21 protein-coding genes are annotated in these 20354 nt (G+C 39.9%); 10 read left to right on the plus strand and 11 right to left on the minus strand.

What is annotated here, in order from left to right; translation table 11 throughout:
• Positions 1-515 precede the first annotated feature (515 nt).
• The 3 genes from H148_RS0106570 to H148_RS0106580 form a co-directional block, all read right to left on the minus strand.
• The gene (locus H148_RS0106570) at positions 516-2885 is read right to left on the minus strand and encodes a heavy metal translocating P-type ATPase (protein WP_029034102.1); all 2370 of its coding nucleotides are present in this window, start codon (positions 2883-2885) and stop codon (positions 516-518) included.
• Between the two features lie 115 nt (positions 2886-3000).
• Positions 3001-3888 carry a YihY/virulence factor BrkB family protein gene (locus H148_RS17345; protein ID WP_037324704.1) on the minus strand — a complete coding sequence of 296 codons (888 nt, stop codon included), beginning with the start codon at positions 3886-3888 and terminating at the stop codon, positions 3001-3003.
• A gap of 74 nt (positions 3889-3962) precedes the next feature.
• On the minus strand, positions 3963-5225 hold the full coding sequence (locus H148_RS0106580) for a cation:proton antiporter (RefSeq protein ID WP_245583392.1): 1263 nt from the start codon (positions 5223-5225) through the stop codon (positions 3963-3965).
• 137 nt (positions 5226-5362) lie between these two features.
• Between H148_RS0106580 and H148_RS0106585 the strand changes: the two genes are divergently transcribed.
• Positions 5363-6130, plus strand: a complete 768-nt coding sequence (locus tag H148_RS0106585; protein ID WP_029034104.1) for an XRE family transcriptional regulator — start codon at positions 5363-5365, stop codon at positions 6128-6130.
• Between the two features lie 84 nt (positions 6131-6214).
• Here H148_RS0106585 and H148_RS0106590 read toward each other — a convergent pair whose 3' ends face one another.
• The 5 genes from H148_RS0106590 to H148_RS0106610 form a co-directional block, all read right to left on the minus strand.
• Positions 6215-6448: a hypothetical protein gene (locus tag H148_RS0106590; protein WP_029034105.1), complete on the minus strand. Its 234-nt coding sequence runs from the start codon at positions 6446-6448 to the stop codon at positions 6215-6217.
• Positions 6449-6644: 196 nt separating this feature from the next.
• Positions 6645-7256, minus strand: coding sequence for an EF-hand domain-containing protein (locus tag H148_RS17350; protein WP_037324707.1), 612 nt, complete (start codon positions 7254-7256; stop codon positions 6645-6647).
• Positions 7257-7322: 66 nt separating this feature from the next.
• Positions 7323-9011, minus strand: coding sequence for a hypothetical protein (locus H148_RS0106600; protein WP_029034106.1), 1689 nt, complete (start codon positions 9009-9011; stop codon positions 7323-7325).
• A 135-nt stretch (positions 9012-9146) separates the two neighbouring features.
• Positions 9147-9542 carry a response regulator gene (locus tag H148_RS0106605; protein ID WP_029034107.1) on the minus strand — a complete coding sequence of 132 codons (396 nt, stop codon included), beginning with the start codon at positions 9540-9542 and terminating at the stop codon, positions 9147-9149.
• Positions 9543-9648: 106 nt separating this feature from the next.
• On the minus strand, positions 9649-10146 hold the full coding sequence (locus H148_RS0106610; protein WP_029034108.1) for a DUF456 domain-containing protein: 498 nt from the start codon (positions 10144-10146) through the stop codon (positions 9649-9651).
• Positions 10147-10253: 107 nt separating this feature from the next.
• Here H148_RS0106610 and H148_RS0106615 point away from each other — a divergent pair, with 107 nt between their 5' ends.
• The 4 genes from H148_RS0106615 (at position 10254) to H148_RS0106630 (ending at position 13699) form a co-directional block, all read left to right on the plus strand.
• A complete protein-coding gene (locus tag H148_RS0106615) occupies positions 10254-10616 on the plus strand; it encodes a BlaI/MecI/CopY family transcriptional regulator (protein WP_029034109.1) in 363 nt (120 codons plus the stop codon).
• Positions 10616-11992, plus strand: a complete 1377-nt coding sequence (locus H148_RS17355; RefSeq protein WP_051286247.1) for a M56 family metallopeptidase — start codon at positions 10616-10618, stop codon at positions 11990-11992. The genes H148_RS0106615 and H148_RS17355 overlap by 1 nt, the downstream gene beginning before the upstream one ends.
• Before the next feature lie 7 nt (positions 11993-11999).
• On the plus strand, positions 12000-13157 hold the full coding sequence (locus H148_RS0106625; protein ID WP_029034110.1) for a tetratricopeptide repeat protein: 1158 nt from the start codon (positions 12000-12002) through the stop codon (positions 13155-13157).
• A 62-nt stretch (positions 13158-13219) separates the two neighbouring features.
• Complete coding sequence (locus tag H148_RS0106630) at positions 13220-13699, plus strand: hypothetical protein (protein ID WP_029034111.1); 480 nt, start codon at positions 13220-13222, stop codon at positions 13697-13699.
• Between the two features lie 2 nt (positions 13700-13701).
• On the opposite strand, the gene H148_RS0106635 is transcribed toward H148_RS0106630, so the two are convergent.
• The 3 genes from H148_RS0106635 to H148_RS0106645 are packed head-to-tail and all read right to left on the minus strand — an operon-like array spanning position 13702 to position 16716.
• On the minus strand, positions 13702-14574 hold the full coding sequence (locus H148_RS0106635) for a hypothetical protein (RefSeq protein WP_029034112.1): 873 nt from the start codon (positions 14572-14574) through the stop codon (positions 13702-13704).
• 46 nt (positions 14575-14620) lie between these two features.
• On the minus strand, positions 14621-15754 hold the full coding sequence (locus tag H148_RS0106640; RefSeq protein ID WP_029034113.1) for a glycosyltransferase: 1134 nt from the start codon (positions 15752-15754) through the stop codon (positions 14621-14623).
• On the minus strand, positions 15751-16716 hold the full coding sequence (locus H148_RS0106645) for a lysylphosphatidylglycerol synthase domain-containing protein (RefSeq protein ID WP_029034114.1): 966 nt from the start codon (positions 16714-16716) through the stop codon (positions 15751-15753). The genes H148_RS0106640 and H148_RS0106645 overlap by 4 nt, the downstream gene beginning before the upstream one ends.
• Before the next feature lie 75 nt (positions 16717-16791).
• Between H148_RS0106645 and ruvC the strand changes: the two genes are divergently transcribed.
• From ruvC to hemW, 5 genes are all read left to right on the plus strand, one after another.
• Positions 16792-17349, plus strand: coding sequence for a crossover junction endodeoxyribonuclease RuvC (ruvC, locus tag H148_RS0106650; RefSeq protein ID WP_029034115.1), 558 nt, complete (start codon positions 16792-16794; stop codon positions 17347-17349).
• A gap of 60 nt (positions 17350-17409) precedes the next feature.
• The gene (locus H148_RS0106655; RefSeq protein ID WP_029034116.1) at positions 17410-17808 is read left to right on the plus strand and encodes a transposase; all 399 of its coding nucleotides are present in this window, start codon (positions 17410-17412) and stop codon (positions 17806-17808) included.
• A gap of 8 nt (positions 17809-17816) precedes the next feature.
• Positions 17817-18647, plus strand: coding sequence for an IS3 family transposase (locus H148_RS17360; protein ID WP_156877214.1), 831 nt, complete (start codon positions 17817-17819; stop codon positions 18645-18647).
• A gap of 51 nt (positions 18648-18698) precedes the next feature.
• Positions 18699-19058, plus strand: a complete 360-nt coding sequence (locus H148_RS0106665) for a four helix bundle protein (RefSeq protein WP_029034117.1) — start codon at positions 18699-18701, stop codon at positions 19056-19058.
• 87 nt (positions 19059-19145) lie between these two features.
• Positions 19146-20264 carry a radical SAM family heme chaperone HemW gene (gene hemW / locus H148_RS0106670; RefSeq protein WP_037324710.1) on the plus strand — a complete coding sequence of 373 codons (1119 nt, stop codon included), beginning with the start codon at positions 19146-19148 and terminating at the stop codon, positions 20262-20264.
• Positions 20265-20354: the final 90 nt, after the last annotated feature.

Here is a 20354-nt window from a genome sequence, read left to right on the forward strand (position 1 = left end):
ACTCGATACCCGAATATCCTTCTCAAAATGCCTTTTTTGGAATCCCGTTCTTTCATAAAATCTTAAAATGTTCTCTTCAGAAGCATTTTTGGATACCCCGGGAATAAAACTATTATTCATACCTTTAAAATAATTGTATTAAAAATGTCGTTTTCATGACCTCTTGTTTATGGAATTATTATTCAATCTACCGGAATAGAAAAATTATCTATCCCTTACAGACTGTGCGAAAAATAGAGAGTAATCGGACTCAAAACAACAGGACCACTTGCATCTTGGCAATATGGATAAAGTATATATGAATTCTTTTTTGAAAGAATGAGGAGAGGGGAATTTTAGGAGCTACATCAACAAGAAGCAAGTAGGGGATTGCTGTCTCGTTGGCTCTCCCTGTCATGCGACAGGGAAACAAATAATCACACTTCTAAAGTAGGTGTTTTTTCACCTCTCTTACAAAAATTTAAATAGGAATTTTTGAAATTTATACTATGTTCGTTCTTTTAGCAGGTGCGAACTTATATTCTGCGGCCAATAATATTAGTGCAAATTGTAGCAAAAGCAATGATGCTAATGGAGCTAAGCGGCATAAGAATGGCTGCAATAATGGGAGATAATTGCCCGGTAACTGCAAAATAAAGTCCCACCACATTATACAGAAAGGAAAGTGTCATACTTATTTTGATCACCGTCATCGCCGATTTTGAGGCCTTGATGAATTTATAGAGACTGTCGAACCTGCTCGCGTCGAGAATAGCGTCACAGGCAGGGGAGAAAACATTTACATTTTCTGAAATTGCGATTCCTACTTCGCTTTTTGCCAGTGCCCCGGCATCATTAAGTCCATCGCCCACCATAATTGTCTTTTTCCCCTGTTGTTGCAGGGAGGCAATGTAGTCGAGTTTATTTTCTGGTTTCTGGTTAAAAAGCATTTCGGTTTTTGCAGGTAGTAATTGTTCCAGTCTGGTTTTTTCCCCTTCGTTATCCCCCGAGAGGATAGACAGATGGTAATTTGGTGCCAATTCAGCAAAGAGCTTTTTTACCCCTTCGCGATACTCGTTATAGAAGATGTATCTGCCCTTGTACTCGTTGTTAGCACTAATGTGAACTGAAGTGTTGAGGGTTTGTGCCGCTACTGTACTGCCTACAAAGTCGGCTGAACCTACTTTCATGGCTTGCTTCTGGTGCATTGATTCTATTCCTTTCCCGGTGATCTCGCGGAATTCTTCGGGCGGAGTGATATCATATTCGGCCAGCATATCATATAAGGTGCGACTTAACGGGTGATTGGAAGCACGAAGAGTATTTTTCAGAAGAGATTCTTCTTCCGTAGTAAGCATTATGCCCTCGTAGCTAACGCTGCTTTTTTTGTTGGAGGTGATGGTTCCTGTTTTGTCAAAAATCAAAGTATCGGCCTTTGCCAGTTGCTCGATCACCCCGGCATTTTTTAGATAAAATTTCTTATTTCCGAAGATCCGCAATAGATTTCCAAGCGTGAAAGGAGTCGACATAGCCAGGGCACAGGGACAGGCGATAATGAGTACTGCTGTAAAGACATTTATCGCAGTGGCAAAATCTAAAAACGCCCAGAACCCTGCAGCCGAGAAAGCAATAAGCAGCAGCACGATCGTAAAGTATTTGCTTATATGATTGATAAAGGAGGTGAAGGAATCTTCTTTCTTTACCTGGAAAACGTCATTGCTCCACAATTTGGTGAGGTAACTTTGAGAAACCGATTTTAGGGCTTCCATTTCAATCATCCCTGAAACCTGACGCCCTCCCGCAAATAATTTATCCCCCGATGCTTTATGTACGGCCTCGGCTTCACCTGTTACAAAGCTGTAGTCAATACGGGCATTCCCATTGATGAGGATCCCATCTACAGGGATAAGTTCTTCATTTCTTATAAGAATACGGTCTCCTTTGTCAATGTCGTGTACATGGATACTTTCTTCCCTCCCATCATGATTGATGCGGGTAATACCAATGGGAAAGTAAGATTTATAATCCCTTTCAAAAGAGAGAAAATTATAGGTCTTTTGCTGGAAAAATTTTCCGAGGGTAAGGAAAAATACGAGACCTGTAAGACTGTCAAAGAATCCTGTGCCCCAGTCGAAAGAGATTTCTAATGTACTACGCACAAAAAGGACAAGAACTCCCAGGGCTAAAGGCACATCGATATTGAGAATCTTTGCCCGTAAACCTTTGTAGGCCGAGATAAAATAATCCCGTGCCACGTAAAAAACAACGGGAAGGGAAAAGGTAAACATAAGCCATCTAAAAAGACCTTTATACTGCTCCAGCCAGTATTCATTGACTTCAAAATATTCGGGAAAGGATAAAAACATTACATTCCCAAAAGCAAAACCTGCAACGCCCAGTTTATAGATAATGCTCCGGTTGATTTTCTTTTTTCCGGTTTCACTATCATCCAGACTTATGTATGGCTCGTAGCCAATGCTGCTAAGAAATAACACCAGATCCTTTAAATTCAGTTTTTCTGAATTATAAGTAATGCGAAGGTTTTTTTTAGGAAAATCTACTTGTGAGGTGGTGATTTCGGCTCTTAGCTTGTTGAGGTTTTCAAGGATCCAGATGCAGGAACTGCAGTGAATATGGGGAATGTACAGGCAAATTACCTGCAGCCTTCCATCATTGAATTCCAGTAGTTTCTCTGCAATTTTTTCGTTGCTCAAAAAATCATACTTTCCATCGAATTTTGGTGGTGCCGCACCGGGTGCAGCTTCCATATCATAATAGGAAGTGAGGCCGTTCTCTGAAAATATTTCATAAACGGTCTTGCAGCCATTGCAGCAAAAAGACTTGTCATCGAAATTAATACATGACTTAATCGCATCACCGCAGTGATAACAAGAAAGTTCCTCCATAAAAATTGCTCGTTTCGTACCGGGTACAAAGGTTGAAAATGAGCGGATTGGAAAATATGACGTGGATCAGGTTTTCGAAGGTTGCCTAATTTATATAGTAGTCATGACATTGAGGTCATTCCTTAGGGTGACTGGCATACTTCTCGATTTCAGAATTAAGTTCGGCCCCCAGAAGAATAATGAAACTGGTGAGGAAAAGCCATAAAAGCATTACTACCACTGCTGAAATAGACCCATAGACTTCTCCATAACTTCCGAAGTTCTTTACGTAAAAAGAGAATCCCCAGGAAGCAATTAACCACAGGACGGTGGCCAGTAAAGCCCCCGGAAGCACCCATTTAAATTTTGAGCTTTCTTTTGCCGGGGCATATTTATAAATAGCTGCAAGAAAAAAGATTACAATTGCTGCCAAGATCAACCAGCGACCATAACTAATAAGCGTTTCTATGCCCGAAGGTAGTCCTAAATGTTCCACAATTGCCGGGAATATCACAATCACACCCATGCTTATAATAACCAGAATGACTGCTGCCAGTGTAAATAGAAGAGTAAGGGCATTCTGTTTGATAAATCCGCGGTCGTCATTAGTCCCATAAGCTATGTCAACCCCGGTAAAAAGTGATTTTGTTCCTTTGTTTGCACTCCAGAGACTAAAAAGAATTCCCAGGGCCATGCTCCATCCCAGGGCGGAGCCGGAGGTAGAAACTATGTCCTCAAGTTGTTTTTCTAAAATTTCCAGAGCTTGATCTGGCATCACAGAGGATATATTGTCAAGTTGTTGCTGAATACTTTCAGGATCCATTGCGAGTCCATAAATGGAGACTAAAGCTCCAATTGCAGGAAATACTGCGAGAAAAGCATAAAAAGCTACTCCGGCGGAAACTATGGAAACATTATTTTCTCCTATTTCATCCTTTACCCTTAGAGCAATTTTTTTCCATCCTGAAGATGAAATTTCGGAAGGTTTATCAAATTTTTTTGGTGGTAGATAATCATATTTCATAACTGATTTTTCTGATATTCTTTAAAATAAGGAAAACCGGTGGTAGATTAAATTTTTGTTTCTATAAACAATTGTTAATTCCCCTTTTCTTCCGGTTTAGGTTGTCTTTTCTTCTTAAAATGGCCCACAACAGAAGGTGCGGTAAACCCATGGATTACAATAGATATTAAAATTATATAGGCAGTTATAGCGTACAGCTCATTTTTGTGATCAAAGTAATCGAAGGTGACGAAAGCCCATGAGAGGTAGAAGATAGAACCTATTCCTCTTATACCAAAAAAGCTGACGGCTAATTTACTTTTGAAACTTTCCTTAAAACCTCCCAGGGCAATAAGCCCTGCAAGAGGCCTTACAAGAAGCACGAATATAAAGGCGAAAGCAATTCCTTTCCAGTCGGTAAGAGTAAGCATCCCATTCATTATGGAACCCCCAAAGAGGAGGATGTAGATCACCATAAAAAGATGTTCCATTTCCGTAATAAAATCGTGGAGTTTTTTCTTGTAATCCTGACCAACTTTTTCATAGTATCTAAGGCTAAAACCCGCAAAAAATACGGCGAGGAAGCCGTAGCCATGAATTAACTCTGTAGCACCATAAGTCATGAATGTAAGGGAAAGAGCCAGGAAACCAACAAATGTTTTTACTCCGGCGTACTTGTAAAGGCGATCCATCAAAGTTCCGATCAACCACCCAATAAACACTCCCGCAATTACACCTATAATCACTTTTAAAATTAATTTATCCCAGAACCATTCTGAAAAACTAAAAGCAGCCCAGGTTCCTGCTTGGGCTACAAGAACTGCCAGGTAGGTAAAGGGATAAGCGATTCCGTCATTTAGGCCTGCTTCGGCGGTTAGAGTAAACCGTATGTCATCGTGGTACTCTTCTTCCTCCATGGGATCATCCAATTGAACCTCTGCAGCCAGGACAGGATCTGTTGGTGCAAGTACCGCGGCCAGTAATAAACTTGAAGGCACACTCAGCAATAGGAAATACTGCCCCAGGAAATAGGCAGATATCATGCAGATAGGCATGGTTACAAATACGAGGAGAAGGGGTTTACGCCAGGCCTTAAAAGAATAATTCTGCCCCATCTTTAGACCGGCTCCCATAAGAGAAATAATTACAAGAGCTTCTGAAAAATACATAAGATCCCGGTCATTCCACAGAGGATCGGGCCAACCCAGGGGTAATCCAATGGCAAAAAGTCCGAATCCTATAAGTAATAGTACAATTGGGGAACTAATCCTGAGTTTTTTGGAAAAAGACGGCAGCCATGCCATAATAATGGTAGCAAATCCAAGGCCTGCCAGAATCAGGTAGTGTTCTTTCATCATAGAAAAATAGGATTTATTCCTTTTTTAAGTTCCTAAAGGAATGTTACTTCTTTACCAATGATTAGAAAATTCAGGATTTTAGGATATTATCCTAGACCTTAGTAGGATATTTTCCAAAAAATATTAAATTTGTTAGTATGGGAACAGATGTATCACAAGAAATCAAAAGGTTTAAGGAGGTAAGGGATGAAAATAATTTTACTCAAACAGAGTTTGCAGGCTTGCTGGGTATCAAAAATTCTACTGCCGATATAGAGAGGGGGCGCACTAAACTCTCCGGTAGAGTAGTGGCCGAACTTTTGCGGCAATTCGGGATTAATCCTATGTGGTTGTTTGGGGAGAGTAATCAAAAATATCTTCAAGTCACAAAAGGAGATATAAGTCCCAAAGTGGTTAGCCTTAACAGTGCAGAGGAAGAGAACATTGTGCTGGTAAATGTGAAGGCGGCGGCAGGTTACCCGCATAACGTGCAGGATGTGGAGTGGTATCAGCAACTGCCTGCCTTTGATATTCCTTTACCTGAATATCGGAATGCCACTCATAGGGGATTTCAGATTGAAGGTGACAGTATGTTACCCAATTTTAGACCGGGCGAATGGGTATTGGGCAAGGCGGTTCCAACGATTGAAGAAGCGAGCAATAACAGGGTTTATGTTGTTGTCCTTTATGATTCGGTTTTGGTAAAAAAAATTCAAAAACTACCCGATCCTTCCAAACTTCTACTAATTTCACTAAATGAAGAGTACCTGCCTATTGAGGTGCGAGTGAATGATATCCAGGAGTTATGGCAGGTAAATTCCAAGCTAACCTTTAATCTGGATGCACCCTCAGAAAGCAGCCTGCTTAAACAGTTACAGCAGTCAATGGAAGAATTAAAAAGTGAATTTAAAACTATCCGCCATTAAAAAAAGGAGGCCTGACATAAGCCAGGCCTTTTGTGGGGATCACCAGATCCCTGGTTATAGTTCGTTAAGTTCCGGGGATATTATTTAGTTATCATCTCCTATTTTCTCAATTTCTTCATCTATTTCTTTGTTGACTTCGGTATCTACTTTCCTGGCTGTTCTTTCAAGGATGCCTTCATTTTCTTTTTCTGCAACTTCTATGTCTTCCTTCTCCACTCTTACTTCGCGCACAATTGTTTCATTGTTTACTTCCTCTCTACAGGATGTAAAGGTGAAGGTCGTTAAAACTATGGAAACTATTAAAAATCTAAATTTCATAATATATTAATTTGGGTTTGAATCGGTGAAGGTAGAGGACTCATGCATCACTTATTTTAATATTGGCAACGAATTATGATTCAACTTGAAATAAATCGTAAAAATTAATATTTAGCTTAGTATTTAACCCGTAAAAAAAAGAAGCCGCCTAAAATGATTTTAGGCGGCTCCCGTGTAATGCTAATTTTAGTAGTGATTACCAGGTGTCATAGTAGACAGTATAGGTGTTATATTCGTCCTCATCCCAGAATCCATCATCATCTTCATCCCAAAGGCCGAAAAGACCATCTCCCCATTCATCGTTATCTACTAAGCCATCATCGTCCAGGTCATAATCATTAAACCAGTCAGAATCGCCCCATCCTTCATACCATTCATCCTCATCAAGAAATCCATCGTCGTCAAGATCGTATTCTGCAAAATCACCTACAGCACCGTAGTCCCCGTATAGGTTGTTATAGCCTTCATTCCACTCATTCTCACCAATAAGACCATCGTTATCGGCATCTACCCAACCATAGTAGGTGGTATAGAATTCGTTATCATCCAGATAACCGTCTGAATCGACATCCCAGGTGGCCCAATCATCGTCATAGGCTTCTCCAAATTCATCTGAATCCCATAAATTGTCATCGTCGAGATCATATTCTCCAAAACCGTCATCCATAACCTCTTCATCAAAAACCTCAGTTTCCAGATCGTCCTCAAGTATTTCTGTTTCTCCGACCTCTCTTTCGGCATCTTTACAAGATAAAAATGCACTGCTTGCAGTAAATAAAAATGCAAATGCTAAAATAAATCGTTTCATAATATTCTTTTTTAAGTTTATATGTAGTACTGTGAAAGGATTTTCCTTTCACAGGTATTTCTTTTTCTAAAATATCCCTTCAAGTGCGAGCATCCCACCTATTGCCGATGCTGCGGCCGAAACAATTCCGGTCGCTACCAGCCACCATGCTGCAGTTGCGGCTGCTTTTCTTGATTCTTCGGCAGCAATTAGAGCCTTGTCTTTGGCTTCAGCCATTTTCTCGTTCACTTTGATTTGTACATTGTAAGCTTTTTCAAGAACAGTATCTCTGGCACTTACAATTTTATCAGCTATAGGCTCTGCTTCGCTGCGGCTAAGAGAAGTTTTGTTCGTGATCATAGTGATCATCTCCTCCTTATTATAATGCTCCAGTTTATATTTTAAATCTGGACCGGCTCCTGAATCCTGGAAAATCGAAGTGAAATCTGAGTATATTCTGTTCAGATCAGACTTTCCGCTTGAGAACATGCTCTTAACTTTGGCTTCAACATCTCCTTCTTTCTTCTGCAATCGGCTTTTCTCTACATTAGCATCGCCTTTCTTCTCATTAAAGAAAGAACTCACTTTATTAAAGACTTTTTCCACCTGAGAGATCTTTTGATCTGCCTCCTGTTCACTCATATTTTGCGATGCAAGAAGTTGAACAAGGGTATTTCGATCCATTGCACTCGCCTTTGCTTTAGCAATATTACTGGCTTCTTTAGGTTCGTTCAGAATTCTTTTAAGGTCCTGTTCCAGTTTATCCGGTTGCAGTTCCTTATTATCTGTATTCTTTAAAGCTTTTCTGATCTCTTCCTGATACTTATCTATTTGTTGTCTGTCAGCCGGAGTAAGATCTTCAATACCTGCTTTAGCTTTTTCTTCCGGAGAACCATCCCCCTGCGCAATGTTTTTAATATTTTTGACATGCTCTTTCACGGCCTCTTTATCCTCTTTGGAAAGAGTACTTTTATCGGCCTCTTCAAGAATTAATTTCTTTACTGAATTTGGATAGTCGAAATCAGCTTTTTCAGTAACCTGAAGATCCGTCAGCAAATCCTTAATCTGTTTCTTAATATTACTAATGTCTACCTTTTGGGGTTTTAGTTGTTGAACATAATCTTCAACTTTTTTATCGACATCATTAGTAGAGAACAATTTTTCCAATTGCTTTCTCATTTCTTTTGCTTCTGTCCTGGCCTGGGTTTTAGCGACATCTTTAGCCACACTGGCATCAGATTGTGAGAACGCTGAACCGGCAGACGAAAGACCTTGTTTTACGGCCGATGCAAGACCACCTACGAGAGAGGTCACCATACTTGCTTCAAGATAGGTTACTAACATGAAAAAAGCAGCCCAAATTACCAGTCCTAATGTGGCTCCAATAAAGTTGGCACCTATAAGACCAAGTTTTACAGCCAGTAAGCTGGCAAAGAAAAGCGCTATAGAAGTGGTGATTAGAGTCCATGCTCCAAGTCCTGTGGATACTTTTTGTCCCACATTCATTCCGTCATCATCGTCATCATCATTATGCGCCTTTTGACGATCTTTGGAAGAATCTTTATGTCCTTTTTTCCGGATGTTTCCTACTGCTGTAATTCCTCCTGCTACGGATAATGCAGTTAGCAAAAGCTGGAACCCGAGCGCCAGTAAAACTCCGGCAACTACTACTATGAAGAAGTTGGTGTCTTCAAGAAAATAGGCTGCACCGGTTTCTTCCTGTGCTAAAAGTTGTGTGGGAATTAGTGTAGATAGAATAAGAATACTTTTTTTCATATCTGATTTTTAATTGGTTATATTCCAATTTAGGAATATTCCTCAGCAGATGTTTCTAAAGTAATCTTAAAAGGTGTCCTATTTAAGGATAACTTATTATTTGATAGGGCATACGTTAAAATTTTCGAGTAAAAATTAAGAATTAAGCTTTGGAATAAGTTTCATGTAAATCCTTTCACAAGCTTGTTTAGAAAGAGGTTTTTCATAATAATCAATCACCCGGGAATATTGGATAGCTTTTTGACGATCACTTTCATTCATAGAAGATGTGACCATTACTACAAAAATTTTCTCTCTTAGAGGGAAACTCTCAATTTTTTTAAGAAATTCCCATCCATTGCATTGAGGCATATTAATATCCAGCAAAATTAACAGGTAACGGGAGAAATCATGGTGGTGAATGTACTCCAGTGCTTCTTCAGCACTAAGAAAATCAATCACGCTGGAGGAGAGCCTGCTTTTTTTTATAAGCACCTTGTGAAGGAATAAGACGATTGCATCGTCATCAATTACAACAACGTCAAGATTCATATTTAAAGGTGAGTCATCGGCGGGGAAGCCGGGAATTAGGGTTGTGAATATGAATTAAAAGCAGGCCCAAAGATAACAAAATAAATCCTCCTTTTTCTATTCTATGCTAAAAGAGGACTTCTTTAAATTCCCAAAGTTTATAGATAAAGAGCAAAAGAAAAATGGAAGTCACCACGAATTCCATAAAGGTAGAGGCGAGTAACCCAACAAAGGAACCCGAGGCGGCTCTTAAGGCAGTACGGGAATCGGCTTTATTTAAAATTTCACCTAAGTATGCTCCTATAAAAGGAGCGATAAGAATAGCAAACGGAATAGGTATGAAGATCCCTGCAAACAACCCGATTGTAGCTCCAAACATACCTTGTTTGCTGCCTCCAAGATATTTTGTTCCCAATGCAGGTATGGCATACTGCAGTGCAAATATTATGATGGTGATAACCAGGGTGAACCCCAAAAAGGTATAGTTAACTGGAATTACCGACGTGAGATGCAACAACAGTAAACCGCCCCAGCTTACGGGAATTCCGGGTAACATAGGAAGAAAACTTCCGAGTATACCAATAAGCATTAAAATGGCTGCCAGGGCCACCAAAATTAGGTCCATATTTAAAATTTTTCAGCTAAGATAGAGAAAGAAAAAATAAATTTAAACTAAAACATTAGTTTAAACTAAATGATTAGTTGTATATTAGCAGAAACATACAGGGAATTATGAAACAACTGACCAAAGCTGAAGAAGAGATCATGCAGATCCTTTGGGATCTTAAAGAAGCTAATGTGGCTTCAATTATAGAGGAAATCCCTGAACCCAAACCCGCGTACAACACAGTGTCTACAATAGTTCGCATCCTGGAAAATAAGGAATTTGTGGACCATCGGAAAAAGGGAAAAGGCTACATCTATTTCCCGCTGGTGGAAAAGGAGACTTATACCAACCAAAGTATGAATAAACTCATCGACGGATATTTCGACGGTTCCTTTAAGAGCATGGTGTCCTTCTTTATGAAAAAGAACGAAATGGACACCCGGGAACTGGAAGCCATTCTTAAGGAGATCAATAAAAAAGAGAAATAATGCTGCACTACATTTTACAGATCATCGCTTTTCAGCTTGTTTTTTTACTGGTATACGAGCTATTACTAAAAAAAGAGACTTTTTTCATCTACAACCGGGTTTATCTTTTGATCACGCCGGTTTTGGCCATGATTTTACCATTGCTGAAATTAGAGTTTCTTCAACAGGCCATTCCTCCTGAAAATATGATTGTCTTGCCGGAAATTTTTCTCGGTGAAAATTCATCGGCTGTCACAGGTCAGGAATCTAAGGGTTCTGCTTCAGCTGCAGCGACTCTCAACTGGTGGCTGCTTGCATACTGCGCGGGATTCCTCTTTAGCCTCGGAGTATTCTTCAATAAGTTCAGGATTCTCAAACAACTATTTTCTCATAAACCACTGGTGAGCAATCATGAGATGAAGATAGTGGAGGTACCGCAATCACAAATTGCCTGTACCTTTTACAATACTGTCTTTCTTGGCGCCCAACTTTCTGAAAAAGAGCGGGAGCAAATTCTCTCTCACGAATTGGTCCATGTGAGGCAGAAACATACGCTGGATTTGTTGTTTTTCGAAATTCTTAGAATTGTCTTATGGTTTAATCCTCTTGTTTACATTTACCAGAACAGAATTTCGACGCTACACGAATTCCTCGCCGATGCCGGGGTAGTCAAGAATGTCAAAAAACAGGTCTATTTCCAGCAGCTGTTAAACTCAGCATTTAATACAGAAGATATTTCATTTATCAATCAATTTTTTAATCATTCAATCATCAAAAAACGAATAGTTATGTTGCAAAAAAACAAATCAGGATCAGTTTCAAAATTTAAATTTCTAATCATTCTGCCGCTAATGCTGGGAATGTTAACTTATGCTTCCTGTAGCAGTACGAAGGGACAGACACCAATTGTTGCCTCTCAGGTTGCTCCGCCACCGCCACCGCCACCGCCTGCCCCTTCTGCAACTGTGGAAAGAGTGGATGATACAATTGAAGATCTTCCCATACCGTTTGCCGTTGTTGAGCAGGTTCCAATATATCCCGGGTGTGAAAATTTGACTACGAATGAGGAGAGGAAAGAATGTATTTCGCAGAATATTAATCAATACGTTAATAAAAATTTTAATACTAATCTGGGCAAAGAATTAGGTTTAACCGGTTTAAACCGGATTTACGTTCAGTTCAAGGTATCTGAGTCGGGAGAAGTTGTAGATGTAAGGTCAAGAGCACCTCATCCCGATCTTAGTGCAGAGGCAATAAGAATTGTAAATAATTTACCGGATATGCAACCTGCCATGCACAGTGGAGAAGAGGTGGCCGTTCTTTATTCTTTGCCAATCGTTTTTAACATTCCCCAACCAGCTTCTTCAGAAAAGGAGAAGCAAGAAGGTCAGAATTAAGTAATAGATGAAATCATTTATTTTTCTTTTATTATTATTTATAGCCACTAAAGCCGAAGCTCAAACTTCGGCTTTAAACATTGCCGATATCCTTTATGCAGTAGGCAATTATTCCGAAGCAATTGAGGAGCTGGAAAAAGTAACAAAGTCAGAGGCTGTTTTGCTGAAACTTGCCCGGGCCCAAAAAGCCAGTGGTAAGACAGCTGCTGCTCTTAACAACTACAAGTCAGTCTTAGAATCCAACCCCGGCCGTGTGCTCACTGCCGTAGAATATGGGAAGTTGCTTTCCTCAACCGGAAGACTTAAAGAAGCCGACAGCATTTTTTTACTGCTTGCAAAAGAATATCCCATGAACGCAAACTTTCGTTATCAAATGGGATTAGTAAAGGAAAAACTGAAGGATTCTACTGCTATGAAACACTTTAACCTCACGATTTTGCTTCAGGATGATCATCAACAGGCGTTAGCAAAAGTGGCAAAAAGTGAACTGATCCAGGGTAAATTGGCTCGCGCAGAAAGATTAAGCAAACAGGGACTCGAAACAAAACCTTCCAATCGTACCCTGCTCTCCATTTTAGCCCAGGCATATTATTTTCAGAAGGCATACGAACTGGCAATAGAAGAATTTGAAAATCTGGTTGCAATGGGTGAAGGTAGTGAATTTATTCACAGTAGACTTGGAACTTCATATTTTCACCTGGACAATTTTGACATGGCCATATCACATTACAATTCGGCACTGGATTATGAAAATGAAAACCATGCCACCCATTACAGGTTGGGGAAACTTTATGCTCTAATAGGGGAATATGAAAATTCTGAAGAGCATTTGCTGCAGGCGATTTTGCTTAAGGATATGATTTTGGATGAAGAATATACCAGCCTCGGTCTTACTTATAAATTTTCTGAAAAACCAAAAGAGGCGCTGACCTACTTCAATAAAGCACTTGAAGAAAATCCCGATAATGAACGGGCAATGTTTGAACGTGCCATAGCAGCCGATTCTTATTATAAAGATCTCGAAACCCGGCTAAAACAATACCAGGCATATCTAGACAAATATAGAAGTGGCGGCACCAGACAGCTTGTAAAGTTGGCGCAGATAAGAGTAAAAGATATTAAGGAAGAAATTCACATGCAAGCTTCAGTTTCAGAGGATAAATAGAAGGATTAATTTGTTCAGACTCCTTTATTTCCACTATTTTTGGAACAAGTTCCTGTTTCCGAATGAAGAAAGTTTTACTCATTTTATTTTTTCCGCTGTTGCTCGTCTCCTGTGAAGAATTCCAGACAAGGAAAATCTCTTCGGAAGAAATTCTCATTGAAGAAACACGAGGCTTTAACTGGCATGAGGTTGATCAATATCCTGCTTTTTCCGACTGTCGTAGTATTACTGAAGTCGAGGCCGCAAAGGCCTGTTTTGGGGATAAGGTGGCTCAATACTTTTATTCCAGGCTGGAGGCCAAACAACCTGTAGTGACTGAAGCTTTGGACGATACGCTCTACCTCTACCTCAGGATTTCTGAAAAAGGAATGCCGAAAATAGATTCCATGGAGATTGATTCCTTAGTGCTGGACCAGCTGCCCGAAATAAGATCATGGCTTTCCCAAAGTGTTGATTCCCTGCCAAAGATCTATCCGGCGACCAAACGCGGGATTCCGGTAAAAACTTCTTTTAGAATGCCGGTGGTTATAAAAGCTGAATAAACTTAAAGGCTGTATTTATATCCTACTGTAAAATCGATGGGAAAATTGCCGTTACCATCAAGCACGACAGAATATATATCATTGTAGCCAACGGTAATAAAACTGTTTGGGGTAATTTTTATCTCACTGCCTATCCCAAAGCTAAAGGGAGCAGTAAAAGTGAAGCCACTTTCCTCACGTACGTCCACTATTTCTCCCATTTCGTTAGTAAGTGAGATCGTTTCCTGTGAATAGTAAAGGGTAGCCAGTCTTACATCTATATGTAAGTCGAAACCTTTAAAATACAGCGCCTTGAACCTGTAATTCAGGGAGAAGTGAGTGGCGCTATAGCGATATTCGTTCTGGTTAAAATTGTGCCGCAGCTGTAGAAAAGCTGAATGTCGTGGTGCCAGGTTTGGATCATAGAATTCATATTCCAAACCGGCTACGGGTGCCAGGATGTTATTTGGATTATCTGTATAAATGTTGTTAGAGAGTCCGGTAAAAAGACTGATTCTTTGCTTTATATCATCTGTGGATTCATTCTTTACGTAATCTTCTTCTACGAGCGAATTATATGTGTTGGCGAAGTGTCTTAGACTGTAAAGCACAAACTGTACATCCCTCGTCTTAATTTTAGCATCTGCCGTTAGTTCTGCCAGCTGTTTTTTGTACAGCTCATTTCCATTAGGATTAAGCAGTTCTACCATTCGGTTTTCCTTTTGTACAAAATAGCGGTAATTGCGACCTTCTTCTGTCCAAAAAAGAGTCAAAGGCCCCTTCACTTCCCGGTTGAGTTGCAAAGTGTCATTATTAATGATATAGATTTTCTGTGCGGTCATGGAAAGCGCAAGACAAAAAAATATACCAAATAAAAGGATCTGCGATTTTAGCATTTTTGAAAATCAATGAAATTAAAGATAATAAAAAATTGGCCGGGGCTCATTTTTTAAAGTAGCGGCCCTTCCATTGATATCCTGAGAAAAGAGAATAGATTGCAACTGCACTACTAAAGAAAGGATAGATCAAGCTGCTTAAAATAAAGGTTTTCATTGCTCTTTTCCGGTTAAAAAATTTTGCACTGCTGTAGATAAGTAAGAAGTCCAGGAGGACTTTCAGCAGGAAAATGACCAACAACAATAAAGGTTGAGCCAGATCCAGGAGCACAAAAATAAAGAGAAATAAAATTAAGACATTCATTAACAGCACAAGCACCCCTAGTCCTCTGGAGTAAAAACTTTTATAAGCTGAAGTTTTTGCAGCCCATCGCACTCGTTGAAAGAATAGCTGCTTCCAGGAGAAATTGGGGGCAGTGGACACTACAGCAACAGGGGATTTCAAAAATGCCGTTTTGAACCCTTTTTCCTGAAACTTCTCCAGCAGGAAAATATCATCCCCGCTGGCGATCTCATTATTTCCTTGAAATCCGTTAACTATTAAAAATGCCATTTTTGAATAGCAAAAATTTGCTCCGTTGCACATGAATGGTTGATTTACCCCGAAGCCTCCAATGGTTGCCGCCTGTAGGCTAAAGATATCCAGCTCCTGAAAGCGCTTCAAAAATGTCATTTTTGCGCCTGTATATTTTACGGCCACCGGGGCGGCAACAGCAATTGCATTAGTCTCCGAAATGAAGGAATTGTATTTCTGTAGCCAGAACTGTGGCACCTCACAATCGGCATCTGTGGTTAAAATATATTCGTTGTTTGATGTCGAAACTGCCAGCTCTATAGCGTCTTTTTTTGGACTACCCGATTTTCTGAAGTTCTGCAGTAACCGGATGTTGAACTGAGGATTTCCCTTCCGGAATTCCTCCCATGATTCAGCCGAACTGTCTTCGGAAGCATCATCAACTGCTATAATTTCAAACATTTCGAGAGGATACCTCAGCTTCAGAAGAGATTTGAACAACAGGGGTAGATTTTCAGCTTCATTCCGGTAGGGAATGACTATCGAAAAAGTGGTTTTGGGAGCTGAATTTTTTCCGCAAAAATAGGAGGCCTTTGAAAACCCGTACAGTAGGAATAGCATTGCCAGAGAATAGAGCAGCGTAATGATAACCGCTGTCGCGATCATGCTGTTCTGTGCTTTGACTTTTTGTACCTAAGTACATAATAACTGCCGGCAAGACCGGGAAGACCAAAATTCAGGATCCAAACCGTAAGGACTACGGTAAGTATGATAATTTGGGGTACTTCCAAAAAGCCGAAGATCCAGACTGCAAATCCTCCTTTTATAAAAGCATCAAAAATGATCATAGTAGGAATAATGGAAGCAAGAACATAGGTGCTGAAAACGGCGGATATAAGCAAAGGATAGGAGACATCCACTTTAAACTGCAAGAGCAGGAAATAAAACTGATGGGTAAAAATCAAAAATCTTATGCTCGCGAAAATGATCGTTTTCCACTTTATTTCTTCAGAAACATTCTGGAAAGATTCCTCCAGCCTCTTAATGGAGTACCCCTTAATACGAATCCTGAATTTTTTCATCGCCACATAAAGAATAAATGGGGCAAATAATAGACATGATACCAGGATGATATTAAATACGGGCAGTGCCAGGTCGAGGGAAGTAATGAGAAACAAAAGGCCTGCAATTCCAAAGAAATAAGTTGCAAATAATTGAGCAGTATTGCCCAGGAAGTTGAGGAAAATGATCTTCCTCCAGGCTGCCCGGGTGTAATAAAGACACTTGGCTCCATATTCCCCTATGCGACTGGGGGTGAAAATAGCAGCAGTAAAGGAAGCCAGACTTTCGCGGGTGGCAACTTTGAATGAGTTTTCCCGTACGTGACTGCTTAAATTTTGCCATTTCAGGATCTCAAAATACCAGTTTAAAATGGTTAAGATTACTAAAACTATCAAATTGGTAAATGAAAAGATCCTGTAATCCTCGAGTATTTCCACAAAACGGTCGAAGTCCATGGCCTCATCACGAGTCACTTTATACCAGATAAAAGATACTGCGGCCAGGACCACCAGGATCTTAAGAACTAGTGAGAAGAATTGATTAGCTTTGTGCGAGGTTATTCGCATGAAATAATTTAAGAACCGGATAAATTTCCGGCATATTTTCACCGGCAGGTTTGAACTTGCAATATTACGAAGCTTTTGAATACCGAAAAAATCATTTTAGGAATTGATCCCGGTACCACGATAATGGGCTTCGGACTCATTAAGGTGGTAAACCGCAAAATGTCTTTCCTGCAACTTAACGAGCTTCAGCTTCAAAAATATGATGATCCCTATGTGAAGCTCAAGCTCATTTTCGAACGCACCATTGAACTTATTGATACCTGGCATCCAGATGAGATCGCGATTGAAGCCCCTTTCTTCGGAAAAAACGTGCAATCCATGCTTAAGCTGGGCAGGGCGCAGGGAGTGGCCATGGCGGCAGGCTTGAGTCGGCAGGTTCCGGTAACGGAATATTCTCCGAAAAAGATAAAAATGGCGATCACCGGAAACGGAAATGCCAGTAAGGAACAGGTCGCGGGGATGTTGCAAAGTCTACTTTCTTTAAAAACTCTTCCTAAGAACCTTGACGCCACCGACGGACTCGCAGCTGCGGTATGTCATTTCTACAACTCGGGGAAGGTGGAAATTGGGAAAAATTACACCGGCTGGGCCGCTTTTGTAAAACAAAATCCCAAAAAGATCAATAAACAATAATCAATGAGCAATGATCAACATGTACGTCCCTGATATAGGTTGACCACTAAATCAACTTATATGAAGTCAAATGTTCGATTATTGAGTAAACATCGTAAGTTCTCTGATGAGTTCAAAAGACAAATTGTGAATGAGTATGAAAGTGGCAAGTACAGTGTATTTCAACTTTCTAAGCTTCACGGAATGTCACGATCTATGATTTATAACTGGATCCATAAATTTTCTACCTTTAATGAGAAAGGTTATAGAGTCGTAGAAATGAAAGACAGTAGTAGTAAAAAGATGCAAGAGTTGGAAGCCAAAAACAAAGAACTGGAGGCAGCTTTAGGACGTAAACAGATACAGCTGGATTATCTTGAAAAGATGATCGAACTGGCCAAGACAGAGCTTGATATTGACATTAAAAAAAATTACAGCACCCCACAATTAACTGGTTCAGGCAAAACAAAGAAAAAGTGAGTTATTCCATGAATCAATTCTATGAAGGTGTCGGGATCAGTAAACAAGCTGTACATCAATATGCACGACGGCAAACTCTGTTTGATCATCGCTTGATGGAGTTAATGTCGGAAGCCGATGATATTCGTAGAGATCATCCTGGTTGTGGGGTGGAGAAAATGTACTATACTCTAAAGCCCGGTTTTATTGGAAGAGACCGTTTTGTAGAGACTTTTATGGAATTAGGTTACCGTCTCAAAAGAAAGAGAAATTACAGGCGCACTACTATCGCCGGTAAGATCTACTACCCAAATAAAATCAAAGGTTTAGAGATCAATGCACCTTCGGTGGTGTGGCAAAGTGATATCACCTATTATAAAGTAGGAGATAAGTTTTATTACGCAGTCTTTATTATAGATGTTTACACGAAGAAAATAGTTGGTTATGAAGTCTCCGATCACATGAGAGGGACAGCAAACCTAAAGGCTCTAAAGATGGCTTTAAAAAACAATAAAGCTCCAAAGATCCATCACTCAGATCGAGGAAGCCAGTACACTTTTAAGTCTTCCACGGATCTTTTAAAATCCAATACTACTACTATTAGTATGGCCTTAAGTGCTCAGGATAATGCTTATGCCGAAAGGATTAACAGAACAATAAAAGAAGAGTACTTGGATCACTGGAAGCCACAAACCTTTAGCCAACTTAAAAGTCAGGTAAACAAGGCAGTGAAAAACTATAATAACAAAAGATCTCACGATCATTTAGAGAAAAAAAATCCTGAGGAGTTCATTAATTATTGGTCAACCCTCAAACCAGAAGAACGACCTGTAATTACTATTTTTGATAATGAAAATTAATATCTAAAATCGGTCAACACTAATCAGGGAAGTTCAACAAAATAGAAGGTTATGGAAAGAAAAGAAAATGTACTGGATGAAAAGTCTTTTGATTTTGCGGTAAAAACTGTGAAGCTTTATAAAAAGATAAATAAGGAAGAAAAAGAGTATGTGCTGCCGAAGCAGTTTCTAAGGTCTGGAACTTCCATAGGTGCGAATGTTGCTGAGGCCAATGGTGCAATTTCAACTGCAGATTTTTCTTCCAAAGTTTCAATTGCCTATAAAGAAAGTTTAGAAACTAAATTCTGGCTACGATTGTTTGAAGCTACAGATTATATTGGAACAGAAGAATTCCAGGAAATGTTTGACAAGGCCGACGAGCTTTCCAGGATCATGTACAGTATCTTGAAAAAGACCAGGATCAACAAGTGAAGTTCCCGACCTTGAGATCATTATTTTACTCCCATTGATTAATTACTAAATGTTACCTGTTAATTGATCATTGCTAATTGTTAATTGATGTACATACACATCCCCTTCTGCAAACAAGCCTGTCACTACTGTGATTTCCACTTCTCGACTTCGGTAAGAAAGAAGCCGGAGATGGTGGAGGCGATTTGCAAGGAATTGCTGTTGCGGAAGGAGGAGATTCCGGGAGAGGTTGAGACCATCTATTTTGGAGGGGGAACGCCATCGCTTCTTTCTTCGGAAGATTTGCAGAAAGTCTTTGAAGTTATTCAGCAGAATTTTTCAGTTTTAAAAGATGCGGAAATTACTCTCGAAGCAAACCCCGATGATCTTACCGAAGACAAAATAAAAATGCTGGCAGCTTCTCCGGTGAATCGGCTGAGTATAGGAGTTCAATCTTTTTTTGAAGAAGACCTGAAGCTCATGAATAGAGCGCATAATGCTGAAGAAGCTTTGGAGTCCATCAAACTTGCAAGGAAGTATTTTGAAAACATTTCTATTGATCTTATTTATGGGATTCCGGGAATGAGCAACGATCGCTGGAAAGAAAACCTGAAGATTGCCCTTGCTCTTAACGTACCTCATATTTCCAGCTATGCATTAACTGTAGAGCCCAGAACAGCTCTAAAAAGCATGATCGAGAAAGGTAAAATTTCTCCGGTAGAGGAGGAATTAGCTAAAGAGCAGTATGAGATCATGATTGAAGAATTATTGATTGCAGGCTTTGACAATTATGAATTTTCGAACTTTGGGAAACCTGGATTTTTCTCCAGAAATAATACAGCTTATTGGTTTGGAAAACCATATTTAGGAATTGGACCTTCTGCGCACTCCTTGGTTGGTTTTCACAGGAAATGGAACATCAGTAATAACACACTCTACATCAAAACTCTTCAAAAAGGGGATATTCCGGCAGAGGTTGAGAAACTTTCCGTTTCCGATAGATACAACGAACTGGTGATGACCCGCCTGCGTACAAAGTGGGGCGTTGCGGTAGAGGAGGTGGAAAGGAGCTTTGGCAGAAAATATAAAGATTACCTGCTTCAGGAAGCTGCAAAATTAATAGAAGAGGGAATGTTGGAATGGAACGATAACAGACTGCAGGTCTCCAAAAAGGGCAAATTTTTAAGTGACGGTATTGCTGCGGAATTATTTTGGGTGGAGGACTGAATTCAACCGTGACCCGTAAATGGTTAACGGGTTTGGTGGAGCCAGCCTGTATAAAGAGATGCTGAAGCAAGTTCAGCATGACATGGTGGT

Origin of the sequence: Salinimicrobium terrae DSM 17865, from assembly GCF_000424665.1 — a bacterium.
Taxonomy (GTDB): domain Bacteria; phylum Bacteroidota; class Bacteroidia; order Flavobacteriales; family Flavobacteriaceae; genus Salinimicrobium; species Salinimicrobium terrae.